A 21,760-nucleotide genomic window follows, 5' to 3' on the forward strand; every position below is an offset into this window, starting at 1 on the left:
CGGGCGATTCTCGCTACCTGTCAGAGTGATGCAATTACTCTCGCGGTCAACTTTTTCGTGAACATTTCTCAATCCCTACGAATTGTAACAAGCACTGCAGGGCTTGACATCCCGACCCCGCTGCCCGGAACTGCGAAGCGATCAAATCGCGCGCGTGGCCCCATATGACCAAGCCTTCCCTGGAGTTCTGGTTCGAATTCGCCTCGACCTATTCCTATCTCAGTGCGATGCGCCTGCCGGAGGCGGCGCAGGCGGCGGGTGTAGACGTGCGCTGGCGGCCATTCCTGCTGGGGCCGATCTTTGCCGTGCAAGGCTGGGATACGTCGCCGTTCAACATCTTCGCCGCCAAGGGCCGCTACATGTGGCGCGACATGGACCGTCGCGCTGCGCAGCTCGGGCTGAGCATCCAGAAGCCCGACCCGTTTCCGCAAAACGGCCTGCTGGCCGCACGGGTGGCACAAATTGCGCTGACCCGCCCCGAGGGCGTGGCCTTTTGCCAGACCGTCTACCGCGCCCAGTTTGAAGAAGGTCTGGACATATCGGATGCGACGGTGGTCGCCGCCTGTGCCGGGGCAGTCGGCCTGCCCGACGATATCCTGCCAGCAGCACAGGACGCCGCCAACAAGCTGGCATTGCGAGAAACAACCGCTGAGGCCACCCGACGCGGGCTCTTTGGCGCGCCCAGCTTCCTGATCGAAGACGAGCTCTTTTGGGGGGACGACCGGCTGGAGGATGCGCTGGACTGGGCCGCAGGCCACACGGCATGAGCAATTACACGACCACCGAGATGACGATGGCGGGCCTTAACCTGATCCAGCAGGCACTGACCATCTATGACAGCGACCTGCATCTCGCGGTCTGCAATCAGCGGTTTCAGGAAATGTTCGAACTGCCTGACGCGCTGGTCACGCCCGGCGCCAGCTTTGCCGAAACGATCCGCTATCTCGCGCAGCGCGGCGACTATGGCGATGTCGGCGATCTGGAGCAGTTCGTCACCAGCCGCACGCAGATCGCCCGCGAGTTCGAGCCACATTACATGGAGCGCACACGCGCCAATGGCCGCACGATCAGCGTCGAAGGATCACCACTGCCGCAGGGTGGCTGGGTAACGGTCTATACCGATATCACCCGCACCAAACAGCATGAAAGCCTGCTGCGCGCCCGTTCCGAAGAGCTGTCGGACCAATTGGGCAGCTATTCGAGCGAATTGTCGGCCACCAATCGCCAGCTTGAGGCAACGGTCACCGCGCTGGAAGAGGCCAAGCGCCAGATCACCCGGATTGAGGCCCGCACGCGCCTGACAACCGAGATGATGCCCGCGCATATCGCCCATGTCGGCCCCGACCGGCGCTATACGTTCTCGAACCGGCGGCTGAGTACGATCATGCCCGGCAGCAAGGCCGAACTCGTCGGCCAGCGGATTGAGGACGCGCTCGACAAGCAGGCCTATGACGCGATCCACCCGTATGTGGAAAAGGCGTTTGCAGGCACGCCATCCGTGTTCGAGTTCACGCATGAACGCAGTTCGCGCCGCATCCGCGTCGCCCTTACCCCCGACCCCACGCAGGGCGGTATCTATGTTCTGTCGATGGACATCACCGAAGAGACCCAGACCCGCGCCGCACTGCAACAGACCCGTCGCCGCGAGGTCGCCGCACAGATGACCAGCGGCCTTGCGCATGATTTTTCGAACCTTCTGACCATCATCCTCGGCATGCAGTCGAAACTGGCCCGCATGGACCTGCCCGAAGCGGCGAGCGCGTTGATCTCGGCCACGCAATCAGCCGCGCGGCGTGGTGGCAGCCTGCTGAACCGGATCAGCGACATGACCGGCCGTCGAGAACACAATCCCACGCCAACCGACCTGCCCGCTTTTCTGTCAGAGCTGGATACGCTGGTGCGCGCCGCGGTACCAGACGGCATGGAGTTCTGCATCGTCGCACCGGATCTGCCCGACCGGGTGCTGCTTGATTCTGGAATGGTGCAGGATTCGCTGCTCAATCTGGTTCTGAACGCCCGCGATGCCTGCGATGCACAGGGCCGGATCACGCTGACCGTCTCCGCCGTCAAGGATACGTGGATCGACTTTACCGTGACGGATACCGGGACAGGTTTCAGCGAAAGCGCGCTTGAGCGCGCATTCGAGCCGTTCTTTACCACCAAGGGCGGCGAAGGCTCGGGCCTCGGGCTCGTCATGGTCTATGATCTGACCAAGCTGGCAGGAGGGCGCGTGACCATCGGCAACACCGACACAGGCGGGACAGTGACGTTGCGCCTGCCTTTGCGCATCGCCGGGCATGCCCCGCCACGGGGGCTCGTCCTGCTGGTCGAAGACAGCGCCGACCTGCGTGATACCGTGCGTGACATGCTGCGCGATGCGGGCCATAGCGTCATCGAGGCGACGTCAGTGCCCGAGGCGCAGGCACTGCTGGAGCAATTGCTCGAAATCTCGGCGGTTTTGTCGGACATCGTTCTGGAAGGCGACCAGACCGGCCTCGACCTGGTCGAGAAAGCGACCTGCCCGATCTTCCTGATGACATCGCTACCGCCGTCCGACCCGCGTTTCACCGCCGCGACCGCCATCGCGCCAGTGCTGCGAAAACCATTTTCAGGCGCGGACCTGCACGCCTTTCTCACCGTCAAATCGGAGACTCCCCAATGAGCGCGCCCCTCGTGACGATCCTCGATGACGAACCTGAGATCCGGCGCATGCTGGCCGACGCACTGGAAGAGGCCGGATTTCGAACCCTGACTTTTGGCCGCGCCACCGAATTCGAGGCCGCGCTCAAGACGACCACGCCGGACCTCTGTCTGGTGGATCTGTCCCTGCCGGATCGCGACGGGTTGACGCTGGTACACCGGCTGGCGCTGGAACAGGGCGCTGCGGTCATCATCATCTCTGGCCGCGCGCAGGTGCAGGACCGCGTGACCGGACTGGAACTGGGCGCGGACGACTACATCATCAAGCCGTTCGATCCCGCCGAGGTGGTGGCGCGCATCCGCGCCCGGCTGCGGCGCGACACCCCCATCGCCCCCGCCGCCGACGTGGCGCATTTCCAGGGCTGGACTGCCGCGTTTGACCGCTTCGTGCTGGTCGACGAGACCGGCCTCGAAACCCCGTTTTCACATGCCGAGGGTGAGGTGCTCCGGCTCTTTCTCGAACGCCCCAAACGCCTGATCTCGCGGCAGGCAATGCAAGAGGCCCTGGGCGGCGCGGCAGGCGACAGCTTTGACCGGGCAATGGATGTGCGCATCTCGCGGCTGCGCACCAAGCTCCGCGAAGACCCCAAGAACCCGCGCCTGATCAAGACGATCTATGGTGCCGGCTACATTTTCCTGTCGGATGTCGACTGGGGATGATTGGGAGCCAATCACCTCAATAGGCCGTCGCTGCCTTGATATATGGCAGGCTACGCGAAAGCTCAGCCCTGTTCGGAACGCTCCAGGTGGGCGCGCATATGCTCGGCCTCCTGCCGGGCCTCGCGCAGCCCGTCCATCGTTGCTGCCAGCTCGGCCTCGGTCTGGCTCAGCTGATTGGTCAGCTCGGCCTCGCGTTGCTGCAGATAGGTGATCGCCTGATCGCGGGTTTCTTCGGCCTCATGCAACTCCTGCGCCATGCGGTCCAGCTCTCCCATGTCCGAGGATGACACGCGGATAAAACGATTTACCAGCCAGTTGGCGAACCAGCCCAGACAGAAGGCGACGAAGAGAATGATCGCCGTGGCAAAGATAAACTCAGTTCTGTTCATCGGCTGTGCCTTCTTCTGCGACGGGGTCTGCATCAGGGTTCGTATCGGCGGATGTGTCTTCTTGACCCGCATCTTCTGCGGCTTCAAGTGTTGTTTCGTCAGCCTCTTCGGTCTCGGGCCGGATCAGCCGGAACTCGATACGCCGGTTTGCCTCCCGCCCCTCTTCGGTGGAATTGTCGGCGATCGGGTTCGCCTCGCCATAGCCGACGGCGGTGTAGTTGCTGGTGATGATCCGCCGCGCGCGCAGCGCATCAAGCACCGCATTCGCGCGTGCCTGACTCAGTTGCTGGTTCATCGTCTCGCGCCCTTGGCTGTCGGTGTAGCCGCCGATCTCGATCTTGATATCACCGCAAGATTTCAAAACCTCGGCGATATCATCCAAGATACTCGCGCCATTTGCGTCAATCGTGGAGGATCCGGGCTCGAAATTCAGCTTCCGCCCGACCTGCTGCTCGGCGAGCATGGCGATGCATTTCTCGGGCGTCGGGATATTGGCGATGGGATCGAGCTTTTCCTGATACGTCACTTTGATTTTGAAATGTTCCGCCTCGCCCAGCTTTTCCGCCAGCAGCCCGGCAATCTGGGCGCTTGCGTTCTTGTTCCCGGTATTGCCCACGACGCTCAGCGTATGCGGCTCGACCACCACGGCACCGTTCGACAGATAGGCGAGCGCCTCCAGCCCGGTCAGCACGCGCACCGGCCAGTCGGCGGGCAGCCCTTCGACGACACGCGCCTTGGTATAGACGCTTTCGGTGGTGAAACGTGCCTTGGCAAAGCTGTCCACGGTCTGCCGCAGCCGCTCGCTGCCCAGCCGTCCACGCAACTGCACCAGCCCTTCGGGCGAAAGGGTGGCAACGAATTCGGGGGTGACGGGCGCTGCGTTGTCCTCCGGCGGCGGCAGTACAGCATGCAGCGCGAATACCTCGGGCAGAGCGGCATCGAGCGCGCCCACCACATCATCAAACACATCCTCGGGCGTTCCCTGCGCCGCGATGAGCGAAATATCGGCATCGGCGAAGGTCACGCTACCGCCACCCAGTTCACCGATAGCAGAGATCGCCAATGCGCCCGCATGTCCCCATTGCGGCGTCGGAACGCCAAGGCCGATCACGCAATCCGTGTCATCCGTCAGGCCGGCCTTGGTCGCGGCATTGATGATTTGGGTGCGAGCCAATTCTGTATCGGCAGAGCAGGCATCGAACCGTGCTGTCCCCTCTTCGATCAGAAACCTCAGGGTAAAGGGCGTGATCACCGGGCGCGGTGCAGAAACTTCCACATCCACCAGCAGCTTGGCCGGGATGCGCCGGTTCAGCTCGGTCTCCAGCGCCAGTTTCTCCTCGATGCTGTCGGTCATTGTCTTGATCGTGACCTGCCGGGCATCGATCGATATCTTGGCACGGTCAAGCTTGCCCAGCGCGCGCACCGCATAGTCGATCGCTGTTTCCCAACCTGCGGGCATCGGGTAGTCGGCGGTTTCCAAAAGGTCGGTAACCTCGTCTGTCTTTGCTGACTTGACGATGCGCTCCAACAGCACATCACGGTCCATCGCCGCGGGGATCAGGCCGATCAGCGACAGGCCACTGCCATTGCGCAGGATTTCCACGGAAAAGCGCGGCGGCTCGATATCGGCGCTGTCCTCGACCAACATCTGGTCGATCACCCGCGCCGCATCCACGACACCGCCCGCAACCGACAGCGCGGCAAAACGCGTGGCTTCGGTCGGCGCGGTCCCGGCGAGAAAAACCTGAAGGCCGTCAGCATCCACCTCGGCCCACTCCATCCCCTGAAGCTCGAGCGCGCGGCGGACCGAGGTCCGCGAATTGTCTTCGATAACCGTGACCGAAAACCCGGCTGCCACCCAGGCGAGGATCGCAGCCAGCAAGAATGTACCGGCAATGGCAAAGATCGAGGACAAACGCATCAGCGGGCCGATCATTATTGTTGATCTGAAACTCTTTAGGCCCGCCCGCGCCCGAGTTCAATCAAAGGAACAGTGCAACGGCGAAAAACGGCAGGGGCAGCATCCCCGCGTCCCGATTCGAGCGAAAGAGCATGAGCAACCGACCTGTGTCCTCGGCATCAAAACGCGTGAGTTGCCGGAGCATGTGCAAACCAAACGCCCAAGGCCCCAGCAGCGCGATCAGAACGGCAATCGGATCGCCACCGCGCAGCGCCAGAATAACCGCCAGAGACATCAGGACAACGCTTGCCACCAGAAAACGCCGCAACCATGTGGGCGACCGCTCGCCAAAGAGGCGTGCGGTGGATTTCACACCGATCAGCGCATCATCCTCGGCGTCCTGATGGGCATAGATCGTATCGTAAAAGAGCGTCCAGCAGATGCCCGCGAGATAAAGCACCACCGCAGGCCATTCCAGCCTCCCGGTATGCGCTGTCCAGGCCAGCAACGCGCCCCAGTTGAACGCGATTCCCAGAAAGACCTGCGGCCACCAGGTGAATCGCTTGGCAAAAGGGTAGATCGCAACCGGCACCAGCGCGACGACCCCCAGAACGATGGCGGCGGGCGGAAAGCTCAGCAGGATACAGAACGCAATGAGGGCCTGCACGACAAGCCAGGCCAGAGCGCCCTTCACGCTGACCTGCCCTGACGGTATGGGCCGCGAGGCGGTGCGCGCTACGCTGCCGTCGATATGCCGGTCGGTGATGTCGTTCCACGTGCAGCCCGCGCCGCGCATTAGGAACGCACCGATGCCGCAGCCCACAAACACCCACAGATCCAGCCACCGCGCCTGCCCGTCCGACAGCATCGCCAGCAGCAACCCCCACCAGCACGGCAACAGCAAAAGCCACGTTCCGATGGGACGGTCGGCCCGGCTGAGGCGCAGATAGGGGCGCGCGCGTTCAGGCGCCAGCCGGTCCACCCAGTTACCTCGCACGGAGTCGGCGACCTGGCCTGTCGGGGTCTCGGGGCTCTGGCCCTCTGGTATCGGATCGGGATGGGTCATATGTTGCCCTCATGGCTACGGCAAAGATCAGGCTTTATGTAGAGCACCCGTTAGGGGCAGGGCAATGCGTTCCGCTGGAGCGCGCCCAGGCGCATTACCTCTTTGGGGTGATGCGGCAGGGCGTGGGAGCACAAGTGCTGCTGTTCAACGGTCAGGACGGTGAATGGCTGTCCGAGGTGACAGAGGCGGGAAAACGTGGAGGCGTGTTGTGCTGCGAGAAGCAGACAAAACCATTGCAACGGCCGCCCGACCTGTGGCTGCTGTTCGCCCCGATCAAGAAAGCGCGCACCGATTTCATCGTCGAGAAGGCCGCCGAGATGGGGGCCGCCCGCATCTGCCCGGTGCAGACCGAGTTCACCAATTCCGAACGAATCCGGCAAGACCGCCTGCAGGCCCATGCGATCGAGGCCGCAGAACAATGCGGCGGCACCTATGTGCCCGAAGTGGCCCCGTTGCAAAAGCTCGACCAGTTGCTTGCCGGATGGGATGCCAGACGGCAGATCCTGTTTTGCGACGAAACGCTGGCAGGCCCTGCCTCCGCCCTTCCCGGTGCCACCGGGGCAGAGCATCCCTGGGCTATCCTGATCGGGCCTGAAGGCGGGTTTTCGATGGACGAGCGCGCGCGGCTGTCCGCCCTGCCCCACGCCCACGCAATCAGCCTCGGGCCACGCATCCTGCGCGCCGATACAGCCGCGGTGGCGGCAATGACGCTTTGGCAGCAGGCATTGGGGGACTGGCGATGAGCTTTATCCGCCCCGAGGCGTCGCGGGCGCTCATGCGCTGGCGCGAAGTGATCTTGTCCGCACTGGTGATCGTCCTCGGGCTTTGGTGGTCCCTTACCAGCGTGGGCGCGATCAGCTGGATCGGCGCAGCGGTGGCGCTGGCCGGTATCGCATTGGGAGTGGCCGCACTGCAACGCATGCGGTTTCACGCCGGCCGCGACGGGCCGGGCGTGGTAACGATCGACGAAGGTGCGATCGCCTATTTTGGCCCGCTGACCGGCGGCGTCGTGGCTCGGTCCGAGATTACCGCGCTGGTGCTCGACCGGTCGGCAAAACCGGTGCACTGGGCGCTCAGCCAGCCGGGGCAACCCGATCTGATGATTCCGCTCAATGCCGCGGGGGCAGATGGTCTCTTTGACGTCTTTGCCAGCCTGCCGGGCATACGCACAGAGCGCATGCTGAACGAGATGCGCAACGGCAACACGGACCGCGTGGTGATCTGGCAGCGCCATGCCCGCCAGGTACCGCGCATCCTGCACTGAACCACGCGATCACACCGCCGTGCGCCCGTCGCTCGTGCCTTGACACACCGCGGCGTTCGCTTCAGGACTGACCCGACACGCAAAATGGAGGCCTCGCCCATGTCCATTCCTCAATCCGGCGGCGGGCCGATCGAAGATCACGCGCAACTGGCTGAATACCTTGCCGATGGCTGCAAGCCGAAAGCCGATTGGCGCATCGGGACCGAGCACGAGAAATTCGGCTATTGCAAGGACACGCACCGCCCCATTCCCTATGCGGGCGAACGCAGTGTGCTGGCGGTGCTGGAAGGGCTGCGCGATCAGCACGGCTGGGCGCCGGTGCTGGAAGAAGGCAATCTGATCGGGCTGGAAAAGGACGGCGCGAATGTCAGCCTGGAACCGGGCGGACAGCTGGAACTGAGCGGCGCGCCACTGGAGACGATCCACGAGACCTGCGACGAGGTGAACGCCCACCTGCGCGACGTCAAGGATATCGCCGACAAGGTCGGTGTCGGTTTCATCGGGCTGGGGGCCGCACCCGAATGGATGCATGACGACATGCCGCTGATGCCCAAGGGCCGGTACAAGCTGATGGACGCCTACATGCAACAGGTCGGCACGATGGGCCGGACGATGATGCGGCGCACATGCACGGTGCAGGTCAATCTCGACTTTGCTTCAGAAGCGGACATGGTGCAGAAATTCCGCGTGGCGCTGGCGTTGCAGCCAGTCGCGACAGCGCTCTTCGCCAATTCGCCGTTTTTCGAAGGCAAACCCAACGGGCACAAGTCGTGGCGCAGCCGCGTGTGGCGCGATCTGGATCCAGATCGGACCGGCATGCTGCCGTTCGTGTTCGAGGACGGGATGGGATTCGAGCGCTACGTTCAATACGCGCTCGATGTGCCGATGTATTTCGTCTACCGCGACGGCAAGTATATCGACGCGCTGGGCATGTCGTTCCGCGATTTCCTGCGTGGCGCATTGCCCGCACTTCCCGGAGAGATGCCGACCCTGTCGGACTGGGCCGACCACCTGACCACAGCCTTTCCCGAGGCGCGGATCAAGAAGTTCATGGAGATGCGCGGCGCCGATGGCGGCCCGTGGCGGCGGCTCTGTGCGCTGCCCGCGTTCTGGACCGGCATCATGTATGACCAATCCAGCCTTGATGCGGCCTGGGACCTGTGCCGCGACTGGACCGCTGAGCAACGCGAGGCGTTGCGCATCGCCGCGAGCGTCGAGGCGCTTGACGCCGAAGTTGACGGCATCAAGATGCACGACCTGGCGCGCGAGGCCGTGAACATTGCCGAGGCGGGGCTGAAGGCGCGCGCACGCAGTGGCGCCGATGGCCTGATCCCGGACGAGACGCATTTCCTCAACGCATTGCGCGAAAGCATCGAGAGCGGACAGGTGCCGGCTGATGAATTGCTGGCGCGCTATAACGGTGAATGGGGTGGCGATCTGAGCCGGATCTACGAAGAGTTTTCGTATTGAGGTGATGGCGCCTGCCGGGCGGAAGCCCGGCCTATGAACGCAGCGCGGGCAGGCCAATGCCCGTCGCCTCGAACCCGCCATCGGATGCAATGATCTGCCCGGTGACAAAACTGGCCTTCTCCGAGCACAGAAAACAGATCACCGAGGCGATCTCGTCCTCGCTGCCATAGCGGTTCAGCGGCAACGCATCATGGTAGGCCGCTATGATATCGGGCGTGTGTACCGCCATCGCCAGTTTGGTCGCCACCGGGCCGGGGCAGACACAATTGGCCCGCACGCCGAACTCGCCCAGTTCGACCGCCTGCTGCCGAGTCAGGTGCATTACCGCCGCCTTGCTGGTGCCGTAGGCAACGCGCAGGGTGCTGGCCCGAAGGCCCGAGATCGACGCGATGTTGACGATTGCGCCCTTGGCGGAAATAAGCGGCGCGCGCAACGCCTGACTCATCAGGAAGGTGCCGTCGAGGTTGGTCTCCATCACTCGCCGCCAGCAGGCGAAATCGGTCTCGGCAAGCGGACCGAACTCGGCGACGCCCGCGTTATTCACCAGCGCATCTATGCTGTGCCCCGCGGTCGCCAGATCAGCCGCCATGCGGTCCACCTGATCCGGTTGCGAGATGTCGCAAAGCACCGGCTCTGCTCCCTCCAGAGGGGCAGCAGCAGATGACAGCGCCGCTTCGTCGCGGTCGATCATTACCACATGCCAGCCATCCGCCAGAAACTGCCGGGTCGTGGCCAGCCCGATGCCGCGCGCGGCCCCCGTAACGACGACTGTTTTCATCTCATTCCCCTTTTCCTTGCTGCGCGGCTGTCATCCGTCCAGATCACCCGAGGTCGGCATTGGCATCACGCGCACCACGCCCTGATCCGCATTTCCCTGATAGATGCCGAACTGACCATGCTTGTACTCTTGCCGGTAACGCGCCAGCATCGAGCGTTCGGGCGCGCTGTGCATCTTGTCCAGCGGGATATCCTCCAGCGGCAGATAGACCATCCCGGCAGGTGCGGGTCCGTCGACGGTACCGTGGTAGATCATGGCATGATGGCCATGCTGCGGATCCTTGTAGACCGAATATAGGTGATCCAGCTGTACAGTGAGACCCAGAGCCCCCAGATGCGCAGCCAACCCCGTCACGCTGCCCGCGCCAGCCGGGGCAACCGGCACACTGACCCGACCGGCCGCATCCCGGCGAAGCAACAGCGCGCCGTCGCGCTCCATGATCGCGCCAATCCGCATGCCGCCCTGTCCCGCAGCGGCATCGACTAACCGATCTTCCAGCCCGATGGAAAAATAGCTGCCCCGGTGATAGCCCAGCGGCGCGCCGCCGCGCATCTCGAAGCTGAGTACGCGTCCCATCAAGACGACATGATCACCCGCATCAATCTCTGCGTGACGCGCGCAGACAAACGAACACAGCGAGCCGGGCAGGATCGGCATGCCTTCGGGGCCAGGGCGCCAATCGCTCTGATCGAATTTGTCAGGCGCGCGCGAGGCAAAAAGGCCCGAAACGTCGCGCTGCTCTTCGCTAAGAACATTAACGGCAAAATGCGATGCCGCACAGAAGGTGGAACAGCTTTGCGCAGTCTTGGCAACGCAGATCAGCAACAAGGGTGGATCGAGCGAAACCGACGTAAAGGAATTAGCCGTGAAACCACGCGGCGTGCCGTCCGCCTGCCGCGTCGTGACAACGGTGACGCCGGTGGCAAAACTGCCGAAAGCGTCGCGGAGCGCGCTCTTGTCGGCCTCTGTCATTGCGCCGTCCCTTGCCTCAGCCATACTACCCTTCCGCGTTTGCGCCTGCGATCATACCGCCATTGCCACCACCATCGTAACGGGCAGGTCTTTGGCGGCAATCACATAATGCGCAGCGGAGCCACGGCCTGCACCGAACGGGGCTTGGGATCACGTGTGATGCTTTAGATCGCGACCAGGTGATTATCCCAACGCAGCCCGGCCTGTGCCGCCCGCGACAGCCCGCTCCCCTCGATGAGCGCCAACGCCCCAGTGCCCGAAGAGACCAGAACGCCAGTCTCCGAAGGCGCAGCACCGCAGGCATCTGCAAGCGGCAGGGACGCCGCCAGCTCCTGCGCGCCGGTGTCAAAGACCAGCACGGTATTGCCGCGCGGCGAAGTGACGATGACCGCCTGATCGCCGGGAGCCAAGGCGACGCTACCGATATAGCCCTGCATCTTCCGCCATTGCTCATCCGGCGCGCTTAACAGGCGTGGCGCGCTGCCCCTCTCGTGCAGCCCGACCAGCGGCGGTGCCTCGCCCGCCCCTTGCCATTGCATCCCAAAGGCGACCTGCCCGCGCGCTGAAACAGCCAAATGACGGATCGAATTCTTGTGCCAGTCATGCGGCAGTTCTGCCGTTTCGACGATCTGCCCCTCCGCGACATAGCTGAGATTCGGACGCATCGTCGCGATGTTCAATGCGGTTTGGCCGGTATCGGGGTGGGTATCTATCCCGCCATTCGCAACGACCAGCACATCGGTGCCCGGCAACCGCCTGATATCATGCGGGCCGGTCCCGCCGCTGGCGAATTCGTCCGCGCGGGCATAGCCGCGCGCCGTGTCCCAGACCCCGATACGCCCCTTCCCCGCCTCGTAATCATTCTCGGTGGTGAAGAGCCATCTGCCATCCTGCGAAAAAGCGCCATGCCCGTAGAAATGCCGTCCTTCCGGCGCGTTGAGCACCGCCTTTTGAGCCCCCGACATGCAGTCGATCACCACGGCGAAAGTGCCGGGGCGGCGGGCAAAGGCCACCGCCTCTGGCCGCGTCGGGTGGGCCGCCGCCGCATGGCCGCGCGCTGGCAAGGGGATCTGAAACAGCAGATCGCGCGCAACACCGATTCCACACAGCGCATAGCTGCCATCTGCCGTCGCCGCCGCCGACAGGAACGCAGGCCCGCCCACGTCCGCCCAGGTCGGGCGCGGTGCCAGTCCGGTGGCCAGAAGCCCGGCCAGAAATCCCCGTCGACTGGTCATGTCAATCACCATCCAGTGCGTTGAAACCGGCGGAAACGCCCAACCGCGGGCCAAGTCGGGCCGCAACCAGATCGCGGATGCCATCCACCGATTGCTGCACCGCCTCGATGCGAAACCGGCTTTGCGGCTCGGCTACCCCGGCAAAGATCGGATCATCCAGCGCGACAAGATCGCGCTGGACATGATCGAACAATGTACCCAGGCGGGCTGCCAGCTCCGCATCCCCCCCTGCAAGCCGAACAGCCAGATCCCGCAGGGATGCCAGCGACAGCGCCACGTTGCGCGCCGACCGACCCGACCGCCACGCTTCGGCGCGTTTGGGATGCGGACGTTCAAACGTGCCCAAAGGCCACCCCAGGCGCGCATCCGAAGTGAATTGCAGCCCGGTAGTCAGCGCCTTGAAGATCACCTGCAACGCTTCTTCATCGCTGCGATACGGCCCGTTGGCCGATGGCGCGGTCAGGCGTCTTGCATGATCGTGCCGCCATGCGTCGTCGATATCGGCAGCAGTGGCAGCGATATCCGCGGTAATGGTACGAACGAGCGTGCAGCGATACGCCGCTGGGCCAGCGGTGCTGACCTGCGTATCGTACAGCAGAAACTCCAGCGCGTAGAATCCCCGGGCCGCAATCGAGACCTCCCCATAGGCCTGCGGGCTTTGCGCAATCGGATCCTGCGCGGCGATCAGCGCCCCAAGCGCCTTGGGCGTCGCCCCCCGGCTGTCAGGCCAGAAGGCAAGCGCAAAACCGCGATCCGCCTCTTCGGTCGGACCAAAGCGCAGATGGCTGGCCGAAATCCACGCATCAAACGCCGCCCCGTAGGCTGTGCGCAGGGGCCGGGAGGCCGCATCGCAATCGGTTTCTGCCGCCGCGGCCAGTGTCTGCGTCTCCTTCGCCAGCGTCTCGAAACGCGGCAAGATATGGTGCGTGACGATATTCTCGACCAGCTCATCTGCTGTTTGCGCGGCAATCGGGGTGGACATCGCCACCAGCAGGCAGGCAATCTTCAGATGTTTCATAGGCTCTCCAGAAACCGGATCAGGGCCGCGCGGTCTGCCTTCGGCATATTCACGACATTATCACGCGCGACCTGCGCTTCGCCACCATGCCACAGCACCGCCTCCAGCAGCGATCGCGCGCGCCCGTCATGCAGAAAATATGTGTGGCCGCTGACCTGTTGCGTCAGACCGATCCCCCAGAGCGGCGGCGTGCGCCACTCGTATCCCGTTGCGCGGGCTTCGGGCCGATGGTCGGCCAGCCCCTCGCCCATGTCATGCAACAGCATGTCGGTATAGGGCCAGATCAACTGAAAGCTCTGTTCGGGTTGGTTGCGCAAACGGTGCGTGACAAAGCTGGGGGTGTGGCAGGCGGTGCAGCCGGTGGTGTAAAACACCTCCTTGCCGCGCAGCACCTCGGGGTCATCCACATCGCGGCGCTTCGGCACAGCTAGGTTGCGACTGTAGAACGTGACCAGATCCAGCCCCTCGGCGTCGATCTCGAAGCCGCGATCGTCGCCGTCGCCATGTGGCGCGGCCATGCAATCGGCTTGCAGATCGGTGCATTCGCCCGATGCCGCCGGAAAAAGCGGGTTGGAGATGCCGATATCCCCGACAAAGGCCGAGGCCGATTGTTCGCGGATCGTCGGATTGCCCGCCTTGTGGCCGAACCGCCCCAGCATCGGCTGCCCGAACTCGACCGACCAAACGATGTTGGCGCGCCCCGATAGACCATCACCATCCGCGTCCTCTGGATCGGCCCCTGCCAGAATATCCGCCGCCGGGATCGCCTCCAGCAGGCCAAGGCCGATCATCTGCGGCGCGACACGCGGGCTGAGCATCGCCCGTGGGTGCAGCGGCCCGTAGCCAAGATCGGTTGCAGTGTAGGTCGGGTGACGCAAGGAAGCGGTTTCGCCATCCGACATCAGTACCGCGACTTCTTCGTAGGTGATGGCCAACCTGTATTCGGCGGGAATGCCCGGCAGGCTGAAATCCTGCAATTGGGTGCCGTAGGTCGGTTCCGGCAGCGACGCGATGTAATCCTCGATCTCGGCAATCGCATCCGCTTCGGTGCCCGGGATCGACACCCGCAGGAACATCGACACCGCGTTATCCTCCGGCCCTTCGGGCGGGTGGCCGCGCCCGTCCTTGATATGGCAGCGCTGGCACGAGCGCGCATTGAAGAGCGGGCCCAACCCGTCCGAGGCCAGTGTCGACGACGGCGACGACACCCACAGCTTGCGAAACAGGCCGTTGCCGACCTTGAATGTCAATTCATCCTCGAAAGCGACGTTGCCCGAGGGCAACGAGAACGCATCGGCGTTGGGCCGTACGCGCACCGTAGCGGCACCGGCCGACATCTCTTCGAACGGGGCTGCGACATCGAACGTGGTGGCGGGCGCGGTCACATCCGCGATGCGCGCGGCCTCTGCGGCGGTTCGCGGCACGATATCCAGATGCGGTTCGTCCAGCGGACCAGCGAGTGCGGCGGACCCGCAAAGGGCCGCCACGCAGATCAGGCTACTCGACCTCGTCCATTTTGGGTGCGTTGAGTTGGGCATATTTCTCTTCGCCAAGTTTTTCGAGCAGACCGAGCCGTATTTCCAGAAAGCCGGTATGCCCCTCTTTGTCGGCCAACAGCTCCTCAAAAAAGCCCGCTGCCGATTGCGGCACGGGCCTCGGTGGCAAAACCCGCGAGCTCTAGCACCACAAGGCAAGAGATCTGTAGGGTGTTGTTCATTTATCTGGTTCATCATGAGCGGGTGCTGTCTGGCTGAAGATATGGCTGGGGGTGCACGCATGTTTCAGAATGTGTCAGGGGGCGGCGGCTTTGGACCCCGCCCCCTGATGGCCGTCGCGGTTACTGAAAAACCGCGCCGGGGTCGTCGAGGCTATCGGATCCTTCAAAACCGATTTGATCAAGGCCCAGCACCGTCACGACGCGCTCGATGCTGCGGGTCTGGTCAATCAAGCCGTTCACGCCGCCCATCACCAGCGCTTCGCCTCCCGAATTGCCGCGCTCCAGCATCTGGTCATAGGCAAAGCCCGCTTCGGCTGCAGTCTTGATCCGCGCCAGCGCCTGCATCGTCGCCGTCAGTTTCTGCTGCATCTCGGCATCCAGCGCCGCGTCTTTCTCGGCGACCAGATCGGACAGGGACGCGCCCGAAACCAACGTGCCATCGACGCGGACATACTCGCCCAGATAGACATTCTGGATGCCAAGCCCGTCGTAGTAGTGGCTGTTATGGGTATTGTCGGAAAAACAGTCGTGCTCTTCCTCGGGATCGTTCAGCATCAGGCCCAGCCGCATCCGCTCGCCCGCCTGCTCGCCGTAGGACAGCGATCCCATGCCGGTCAGGATGGTGGCGATACCTGCCGCCTCGTCCTCCAACAGGGTCGCACGGGCGGCACCGTCAGCGGCCCATTGCGCCGCCATCCAATCCAGATCGGACACCAGCAATTCGGTCGCGGCGCTCAGATACGCGCCCCGGCGGTCGCAATTGCCGCCCGTGCAGGCATCGCCCTGCGCATAATCCGTCCAGGGACGATTGCCCGCCCCGGCTGCGTGCCCGTTCAGATCCTGCCCCCAGAGCAGGAACTCGATCGCGTGATAGCCGGTGGCAACATTCGATTCGACGCCGTCCGCCTCGTGCAATGTCTCTGCCAGCAGCGCGGGCGTGATCTCGGAGGCGTCCACGTCCTTGCCCGAAAGGGTGAAAACGGGGTTGGCCACCACATTCAGCGCCGCCAGCGCATTTTCGTCCGTCGCGCCCCCATAGGCGCTATCGACATAGTCAATCAGCCCCTCGTCGAGCGGCCAGGCGTTCACCTTGCCTTCCCAGTCATCGACGATGGCATTACCAAAGCGGTAAACTTCGGTCTGCTGATATGGCACGCGCGCTGCCAGCCACGCGGCGCGGGCGGCTTGCAACGCCTCGGCAGAAGGCTCGGAGACCAGCGTTTGCACCGCATCCTGCAGTTTCTGGGCCAGCGTCAGGCTGTCTTGATACTTGGCCGCGGCGATGTTGGCGTAGTTGTCCAGCACTTCCGCCTTTTCCACCGCCAACGCTGAGCTGGCGCATCCCAAGGTTAGAGCAACGGCAAGGGTAAGTGTGTGTTTCATGAATAATCCGATCAGTGGAGTGTTGTCTGTTCGGGCCGCGCAGGCGCGACCGGATTGCTGGCAATGGATAGCCGCATGCGCCGCAGCGCCATGCCGACATCGTGGGCGAGTTCGGCCATCTGCCCCGCCATGGCAGGCCGGACCATCAACGACGCGATCAGCATCGCATCCGCCTTCTCGCCCGCGGCCGCTGTCGCGACGAGATTGGCAAAGCACGCCTCATCCGCGCCGAGGCATTTGCAAGTGGTCGCATGGCGCATCAGCGGCCTACGACCCTCGCGCGTACACATTTCGCAAAGCTGCAGGAAGCTCCGGGCGGCATGCCGGCCCTCGACCTTGCCAAGCGTTGTGGTGAAATCGGTCTCGATTTCCGCCTTGCCCGCCACGCTATCGCACCAGAGACGCAGGTAGATGACCGATGCGGCCTCGACCCTATCCAGATCCCGGATCATCCCGACGGGGGCGCCCCCGCGTCTTGCCTCTGCCCCGTTCATTTGGTCAGGATCAGCTTGCCTGCCCGCGTGATCCGCAGGGTGTAGGTCTGATCGCCCAGGACGATCTGCGCCTGATCGCCGCCCTGCATCAGATCGCGGGCGTCGTAGGCAGGCAGTTGGTTGTTTGCGACAATCTGTTTCCGGGGCGGTGTATGAAACGACATCACAGGCGCTCCTGAAGGGTATCATGGCGGTCGAATATCCATTCCAGATTGAACCCGTCCATAGCTTCGGCCTCGGCTTCGCGCAGCAATGTCGCGATGTCGGCGCGGACGACGCTCGGAGGGCAGGAATGCGATGCTGGGTCATTTCGTCTCTGCTTCACCTGTGCCATGCGAGAAATCCTTCTATCTTTTGGATGTCGGGCTTCCCCAATGAAACTGAGGTGGCTGGAACGTTGCGCGATTATCTGATGGATTCAATCAGGTATGTCAATCCGACTTTTTCAGTCAGGTAAATTTTTACGGAAACATGCGACCGTTCCCGCCCGCATCAACAAGGCCCGCAACGCACAAAAAAACCGCCAGCGCGAGCGCTGGCGGTTGGTCAGCTCTCATAGAGCCTAGACCCGTTAGGTCAGTCCATCGTGCCGTGTTTCGAATGATCCATGGCTTCCCCGTTCCGCTCTTCGACGTCGAAGACAACCTTGACCTCGCCCGCCTTTTCAAAGACGAGCGTCGCCGGGATCTTTTCACCGACTTCAAAGGGATCGCCGTTCAGCCCCATGAACATCACATGCAGACCACCTGGCGCGAATTTCACGGTTTCGCCCGGCGAAATTTCGACCGCCTCAACATGCATCATCTTGAAGACGCCGTCTTTTTCCTCGGTGGTATGCAGTTGGACCTTGGGGTAATCGGCACGCACTTCGATCAGACGGTCAGGCGTGCTGCCGGTATTGGTGATCGTCAGGTAGCCACCGCCGGACATGGCGGTTTTGGGCGTCTCGAACGCCATTGGATGGTCAATGACGAGATCGCCAGCCTTGAATTCATGGGCGCTGATCGGATGGCAGGCAAGGGTAAAGGCCGCAACGGCCGCGAGTGTATAGCGTTTCATGAGGAAACTCCGTGGAAACTGTACCAGACAGGGCTGGCAGGAATGGGAAAACGATGGTGTAACTCGGCTCAGGCGCTCGGGGGCGCCCGCGGCGGGCACGCAAGATCCAGTTGCGCAGCCGGTGCACAGACGCATTGGGTGCCGATCTGATCGGCAGCAAGCCGAATGTGCAGCGGGCGCAGGACGACAGCGGCCTCGGGCAAGACCGCGGCACCAACCAGACGACAAACCTCGCATCGCTGCCCGGATGTGTTCTGCCCCTCGCCGAGGTCGCCGCAAATATCCGAGAACGTTCCGCCAATTGCCAGATACTGTGCCAGAGCCGCATCACGCGGCGCGGCAAAGCCGCGATGCGCAAATCCGGTCGCCGCCAGCGCGAAGCAAATCGCCGCAACGCCCAGGGTCCGGAAAACAAACTGGAGGGTCGGAACATTCATGCCGCCTGAATACCCCTGCCACCCGACGCTTTCAATCGCTGTTGGAGCCGTCGGCGCAAGCCCACTCACCGCTCGCATCCGCCTCAAGGCCAGAGCCGCGCTGCTTATTCGCCCAGCTTGGCGTGAACTTCGTCCAGATCAATCTCACCGATGGGCATCTTGTTCGACGGGTCGGCAGCGTCATACTTGAACAGCTCGAAGTCGCGCTTGTAGATTTCGTAGACCAAGTGCATCGAAAGGTCATCAAAGTAGTCTTCCACCGGGTGGGCGCGTTTTGGCCCATGCCCTTCGCTCTCGTTAAAGCGCGGGATGGTGGACAGATCGACCGGCTTGGGTGTCTGGATAGAGTTCAGAACGTCCTGCATGCCGTCGTTGAAATGTTCGGTCCAGAAAATCCGGTCATAAGTGCCGCCGTTCACGATAAAGGTGCTGACATGCCCCGCCTGAGCGGACCAGTGAATGTCAGGTTCCATCGGGCGCCGCCAGCGGATGGTATCGCGTGCGAACAACAGGAAGCGGCGGAAACTGGCGATCTGATCAAAGTCCTGCTTGCCATCGTCGCCACCCACTTCGACACCGTATTTCTGCATCACCAACGGGACCAGCTTGCCCCGGTATCGCTTGCCATTGCGCTGGATGCCGCAAATCTTGTCAAAGAACGAGCTGAGGATGCGCGTATAGGGGTTGCGAACGCAGGTGAACGCATAAGAGCTGTGCGACGTCACATTGGCGGTGATCAGCGGCTGGCTTTCGTCCAGCGCCCATTTGTGCAATCCGTCCTTGGCATCGTGGATATCGCCGTCGAAAAACTCACCATGATCGGAATAATACAGGATCTGTCCGATGGTTGAGCAGGCGCATTTGGGCACCACGCGGTACACCACGCTTTCGCTCTCGGTCATCCATGTACCCGGAAAACCCATGCCTGCCTCTCCAAACCTCAAATGCCCTGTTTAGGGTCTATTGGTCATTTTCACGTTAAAACCAGAGAAAGCCTGTTTATTCAACGCTTCATCGCGACTATCACTGTAAACAATCACGGTCACAAGGGCTAGTCTGTTTCCCGCATGGCAAAAATCGCCTACATCCTTCTATGCCACAAAGGCCCCGAAGCCATCATCGGGCAGGCAGAGATGCTGACCGCCGCTGGCGACTATATCGCGATCCATTTCGATGGGCGCGCCAACCCCGAGGATTTCCAGCAGATCAAGACCGCACTGGCGGGCAATCCCAATGTCACTTTCGCTCGCAAGCGGCTCAAATGCGGGTGGGGCGAATGGAGCCTGGTGCAGGCAACGCTGCTGGCGGTCGAGGCCGCGGTGCAGGCGTTTCCGCGGGCCACGCATTTCTACATGTTGTCGGGCGATTGCGCCGCGATCAAATCGGCCCGCTATGCGCATGAATTCCTCGACGCCGAGGATGTCGATTACATCGAAAGCTTCGACTACTTCGAAAGCGACTGGATCAAGACCGGGATGAAGGAAGAGCGGCTGATCTACCGCCATTGGTTCAACGAACGCAAAAATAAGTGGCTTTTCGATACATCCTTTCACCTGCAGCGCAAACTGGGACTGAAGCGCGAAATCCCGCACGACATACAGGTTCAGATCGGCAGCCAGTGGTGGTGCCTGCGCCGCCGCACGGTGGAATGGATCCTGAATTTCACCCGCGAACGCCGCGATGTGATACGGTTCTTCCGCACCACATGGATTCCGGATGAGACGTTCTTTCAGACAGTCGTGCGCCATCTGGTGCCCGATTCAGAGATCAGGACGCGCACGCTGACATTTCTGATGTTCACCGAATACGGGATGCCGCAGACATTCTACAACGATCACTACGATCTGCTGCTCGGGCAGGATTTCCTGTTTGCGCGCAAGATCAGCCCCGAAGCCATCGAGCTGAAACAGCGGCTGGGTGCGCTCTATTCGAACGACGAGGCAGAGTTCAAGATTTCGAATGAAGGCCGCAGTCTCTTCAAGTTTCTCACCGGCCGGGGCCGAATCGGGCGCCGCTTTGGCAGCCGCTTCTGGGAAACCGAGAGCACGCTGGGCCGACATCGCGAGCTGATGATCGTGATCTGCAAGAAATGGCATGTGGCCAAGCGTATGCTGGAGCAGATCCGTCAGTACACCAACGTGCCCGCGATCGAATACCTCTTTAACGAAGAACATACCGACCTGCCCGATCTGGGCGGCATCCAGTCCAGCCTGAGCAAGCGCACCCGCCACCGCCGGGCGCTGATGCGCATGCTGTTCGACTATTACGAGACCGATCAGCTTATCGTCTGCATGGACCCCAGCGCGCTCGACCTGTTGCAGGATTTCGCCAGCGACCGTTCCACCACCCGGATGCTGGAGGTCCAGTGCGTGTTCACGGACGAATACCTGATCGGCCATGCCATGCGCGTCGGCCTCGCCGGGGAACAGACCAGCGCCGAAACGCTGGAGCGGCTTCTGCCGACGATCCGCGGCGACATGACATTCGAGAGCGACAAGATACGCGATGCCGAGTTCGAGCATCTCTATGTCGTCAACGAAACCCGCGACCCCGAGGAAAACGCCGGGCCTATCGCCGCGTTCCTTGATATCGACCACGACAAGGCGCGTGCGATCGCGCAATCTGAACACCTGTTCGCCGATTGAGGCGTTTCATGTCCAATCCGGGACAAGCGTTTGACATGGAACCCATGAAACGCTTGTGTGTCGCGCGGAGTTTCGCAAAATGCAGCAATTCCGCGTCCCCCAACTACGGTGAGAACTGCAATGCCCTACGACTATGACGACCAGAACATCTTTGCCAAGATCCTACGCGGCGAGATTCCCAACACCACCGTGCTGGAAACCGAGCATTCGCTCGCCTTCGAGGATATCGCACCCGAAGCGCCGGTGCACACGCTGGTCATCCCGAAGGGGCCGTATGTGACCTATGATCATTTCGCGGCAGAGGCATCGGACGCCGAAATCGTCGATTTCAACCGCGCAATTGCCGAAGTCTGCCGGATCAAGGGCGTTGTGCCCGGCGATGGGCAGGGCGGTTTCCGGATGATTTCCAATGCCGGAGAGAACGGCGTGCAGGAAGTGCCGCATCTGCATGTGCACATCTTGGGCGGACAGAACATGGGCCGGATGGTTCCGCGCCCGACCTGAAACCTTTCAGAAAAACCTGAGACATTGGACAAAGGCGAGGCGCGTGCAGCGATCATGCCCTGCACCGCG

General features: G+C 62.4%; 24 protein-coding genes. 8 read left to right on the plus strand and 16 right to left on the minus strand.

Features of this window, described 5'->3' with window-relative positions; genetic code table 11:
- Positions 1-164 precede the first annotated feature (164 nt).
- The 3 genes from O3306_RS06665 to O3306_RS06675 are packed head-to-tail and all read left to right on the plus strand — an operon-like array spanning position 165 to position 3,360.
- The gene (locus O3306_RS06665; protein ID WP_272004819.1) at positions 165-767 is read left to right on the plus strand and encodes a 2-hydroxychromene-2-carboxylate isomerase; all 603 of its coding nucleotides are present in this window, start codon (positions 165-167) and stop codon (positions 765-767) included.
- Positions 764-2,662 (plus strand): hybrid sensor histidine kinase/response regulator, encoded by a 1,899-nt coding sequence (locus O3306_RS06670; protein ID WP_272004821.1) that lies wholly within the window; start codon positions 764-766, stop codon positions 2,660-2,662. The genes O3306_RS06665 and O3306_RS06670 overlap by 4 nt, the downstream gene beginning before the upstream one ends.
- Positions 2,659-3,360 (plus strand): response regulator transcription factor, encoded by a 702-nt coding sequence (locus tag O3306_RS06675; RefSeq protein WP_272004822.1) that lies wholly within the window; start codon positions 2,659-2,661, stop codon positions 3,358-3,360. Before O3306_RS06670 ends, O3306_RS06675 begins: the two co-directional genes overlap by 4 nt.
- A 62-nt stretch (positions 3,361-3,422) precedes the next feature.
- On the opposite strand, the gene O3306_RS06680 is transcribed toward O3306_RS06675, so the two are convergent.
- The 3 genes from O3306_RS06680 to ubiA all read right to left on the minus strand — a co-directional run bounded on the left by O3306_RS06680 (position 3,423) and on the right by ubiA (position 6,715).
- Positions 3,423-3,749 carry a hypothetical protein gene (locus O3306_RS06680; RefSeq protein ID WP_272004824.1) on the minus strand — a complete coding sequence of 109 codons (327 nt, stop codon included), beginning with the start codon at positions 3,747-3,749 and terminating at the stop codon, positions 3,423-3,425.
- The gene (locus O3306_RS06685; RefSeq protein WP_272004826.1) at positions 3,736-5,670 is read right to left on the minus strand and encodes an OmpA family protein; all 1,935 of its coding nucleotides are present in this window, start codon (positions 5,668-5,670) and stop codon (positions 3,736-3,738) included. The genes O3306_RS06680 and O3306_RS06685 overlap by 14 nt, the downstream gene beginning before the upstream one ends.
- Positions 5,671-5,731: 61 nt before the next feature.
- Complete coding sequence (gene ubiA / locus O3306_RS06690; protein ID WP_272004827.1) at positions 5,732-6,715, minus strand: 4-hydroxybenzoate octaprenyltransferase; 984 nt, start codon at positions 6,713-6,715, stop codon at positions 5,732-5,734.
- 11 nt (positions 6,716-6,726) lie between these two features.
- On the opposite strand from ubiA, the gene O3306_RS06695 reads away from it, so the two are divergent.
- The 3 genes from O3306_RS06695 to O3306_RS06705 all read left to right on the plus strand — a co-directional run bounded on the left by O3306_RS06695 (position 6,727) and on the right by O3306_RS06705 (position 9,449).
- Positions 6,727-7,458, plus strand: a complete 732-nt coding sequence (locus O3306_RS06695; protein ID WP_272004829.1) for a 16S rRNA (uracil(1498)-N(3))-methyltransferase — start codon at positions 6,727-6,729, stop codon at positions 7,456-7,458.
- Positions 7,455-7,979, plus strand: a complete 525-nt coding sequence (locus O3306_RS06700; protein WP_272004831.1) for a hypothetical protein — start codon at positions 7,455-7,457, stop codon at positions 7,977-7,979. The genes O3306_RS06695 and O3306_RS06700 overlap by 4 nt, the downstream gene beginning before the upstream one ends.
- A gap of 99 nt (positions 7,980-8,078) precedes the next feature.
- Positions 8,079-9,449: a glutamate--cysteine ligase gene (locus O3306_RS06705; RefSeq protein ID WP_272004833.1), complete on the plus strand. Its 1,371-nt coding sequence runs from the start codon at positions 8,079-8,081 to the stop codon at positions 9,447-9,449.
- A gap of 31 nt (positions 9,450-9,480) precedes the next feature.
- On the opposite strand, the gene O3306_RS06710 is transcribed toward O3306_RS06705, so the two are convergent.
- The 13 genes from O3306_RS06710 to O3306_RS06770 all read right to left on the minus strand — a co-directional run bounded on the left by O3306_RS06710 (position 9,481) and on the right by O3306_RS06770 (position 19,465).
- Positions 9,481-10,227 (minus strand): SDR family NAD(P)-dependent oxidoreductase, encoded by a 747-nt coding sequence (locus O3306_RS06710; RefSeq protein ID WP_272004835.1) that lies wholly within the window; start codon positions 10,225-10,227, stop codon positions 9,481-9,483.
- A 30-nt stretch (positions 10,228-10,257) separates the two neighbouring features.
- Positions 10,258-11,199 (minus strand): flavin reductase family protein, encoded by a 942-nt coding sequence (locus O3306_RS06715; RefSeq protein WP_272004837.1) that lies wholly within the window; start codon positions 11,197-11,199, stop codon positions 10,258-10,260.
- Between the two features lie 164 nt (positions 11,200-11,363).
- Positions 11,364-12,434: a DUF1513 domain-containing protein gene (locus tag O3306_RS06720; protein ID WP_272004839.1), complete on the minus strand. Its 1,071-nt coding sequence runs from the start codon at positions 12,432-12,434 to the stop codon at positions 11,364-11,366.
- 1 nt (position 12,435) lies between these two features.
- Complete coding sequence (locus O3306_RS06725; protein WP_272004841.1) at positions 12,436-13,452, minus strand: imelysin family protein; 1,017 nt, start codon at positions 13,450-13,452, stop codon at positions 12,436-12,438.
- Entirely contained in the window at positions 13,449-14,990 is a 1,542-nt protein-coding gene (locus O3306_RS06730; RefSeq protein ID WP_272004843.1) for a di-heme oxidoreductase family protein, read from the minus strand. The genes O3306_RS06725 and O3306_RS06730 overlap by 4 nt, the downstream gene beginning before the upstream one ends.
- Entirely contained in the window at positions 14,950-15,102 is a 153-nt protein-coding gene (locus O3306_RS06735) for a hypothetical protein (RefSeq protein ID WP_442969980.1), read from the minus strand. The genes O3306_RS06730 and O3306_RS06735 overlap by 41 nt, the downstream gene beginning before the upstream one ends.
- A gap of 187 nt (positions 15,103-15,289) precedes the next feature.
- Positions 15,290-16,552, minus strand: coding sequence for an imelysin family protein (locus O3306_RS06740; RefSeq protein ID WP_272004845.1), 1,263 nt, complete (start codon positions 16,550-16,552; stop codon positions 15,290-15,292).
- A gap of 11 nt (positions 16,553-16,563) precedes the next feature.
- Entirely contained in the window at positions 16,564-17,004 is a 441-nt protein-coding gene (locus O3306_RS06745; RefSeq protein WP_334312343.1) for a hypothetical protein, read from the minus strand.
- 38 nt (positions 17,005-17,042) lie between these two features.
- Positions 17,043-17,210 (minus strand): hemin uptake protein HemP, encoded by a 168-nt coding sequence (gene hemP, locus O3306_RS06750; protein WP_272004850.1) that lies wholly within the window; start codon positions 17,208-17,210, stop codon positions 17,043-17,045.
- Entirely contained in the window at positions 17,210-17,380 is a 171-nt protein-coding gene (locus O3306_RS06755; protein ID WP_272004851.1) for a hypothetical protein, read from the minus strand. Before O3306_RS06755 ends, hemP begins: the two co-directional genes overlap by 1 nt.
- 242 nt (positions 17,381-17,622) lie before the next feature.
- Positions 17,623-18,105: a copper chaperone PCu(A)C gene (locus O3306_RS06760; RefSeq protein ID WP_272004852.1), complete on the minus strand. Its 483-nt coding sequence runs from the start codon at positions 18,103-18,105 to the stop codon at positions 17,623-17,625.
- Positions 18,106-18,173: 68 nt separating this feature from the next.
- Positions 18,174-18,542 (minus strand): hypothetical protein, encoded by a 369-nt coding sequence (locus O3306_RS06765; protein WP_272004853.1) that lies wholly within the window; start codon positions 18,540-18,542, stop codon positions 18,174-18,176.
- Between the two features lie 104 nt (positions 18,543-18,646).
- Positions 18,647-19,465 (minus strand): sulfotransferase family protein, encoded by an 819-nt coding sequence (locus tag O3306_RS06770; RefSeq protein ID WP_272004854.1) that lies wholly within the window; start codon positions 19,463-19,465, stop codon positions 18,647-18,649.
- A 144-nt stretch (positions 19,466-19,609) separates the two neighbouring features.
- Here O3306_RS06770 and O3306_RS06775 point away from each other — a divergent pair, with 144 nt between their 5' ends.
- Together O3306_RS06775 and O3306_RS06780 are read left to right on the plus strand one after the other, a co-directional pair.
- Entirely contained in the window at positions 19,610-21,187 is a 1,578-nt protein-coding gene (locus O3306_RS06775; protein WP_272004855.1) for a DUF5928 domain-containing protein, read from the plus strand.
- 120 nt (positions 21,188-21,307) lie between these two features.
- A complete protein-coding gene (locus tag O3306_RS06780; protein WP_272005039.1) occupies positions 21,308-21,691 on the plus strand; it encodes an HIT domain-containing protein in 384 nt (127 codons plus the stop codon).
- The last annotated feature ends 69 nt before the right edge of the window (positions 21,692-21,760 follow it).

This window comes from Roseovarius sp. ZX-A-9 (genome assembly GCF_028369135.1).
Lineage (GTDB): Bacteria > Pseudomonadota > Alphaproteobacteria > Rhodobacterales > Rhodobacteraceae > Roseovarius.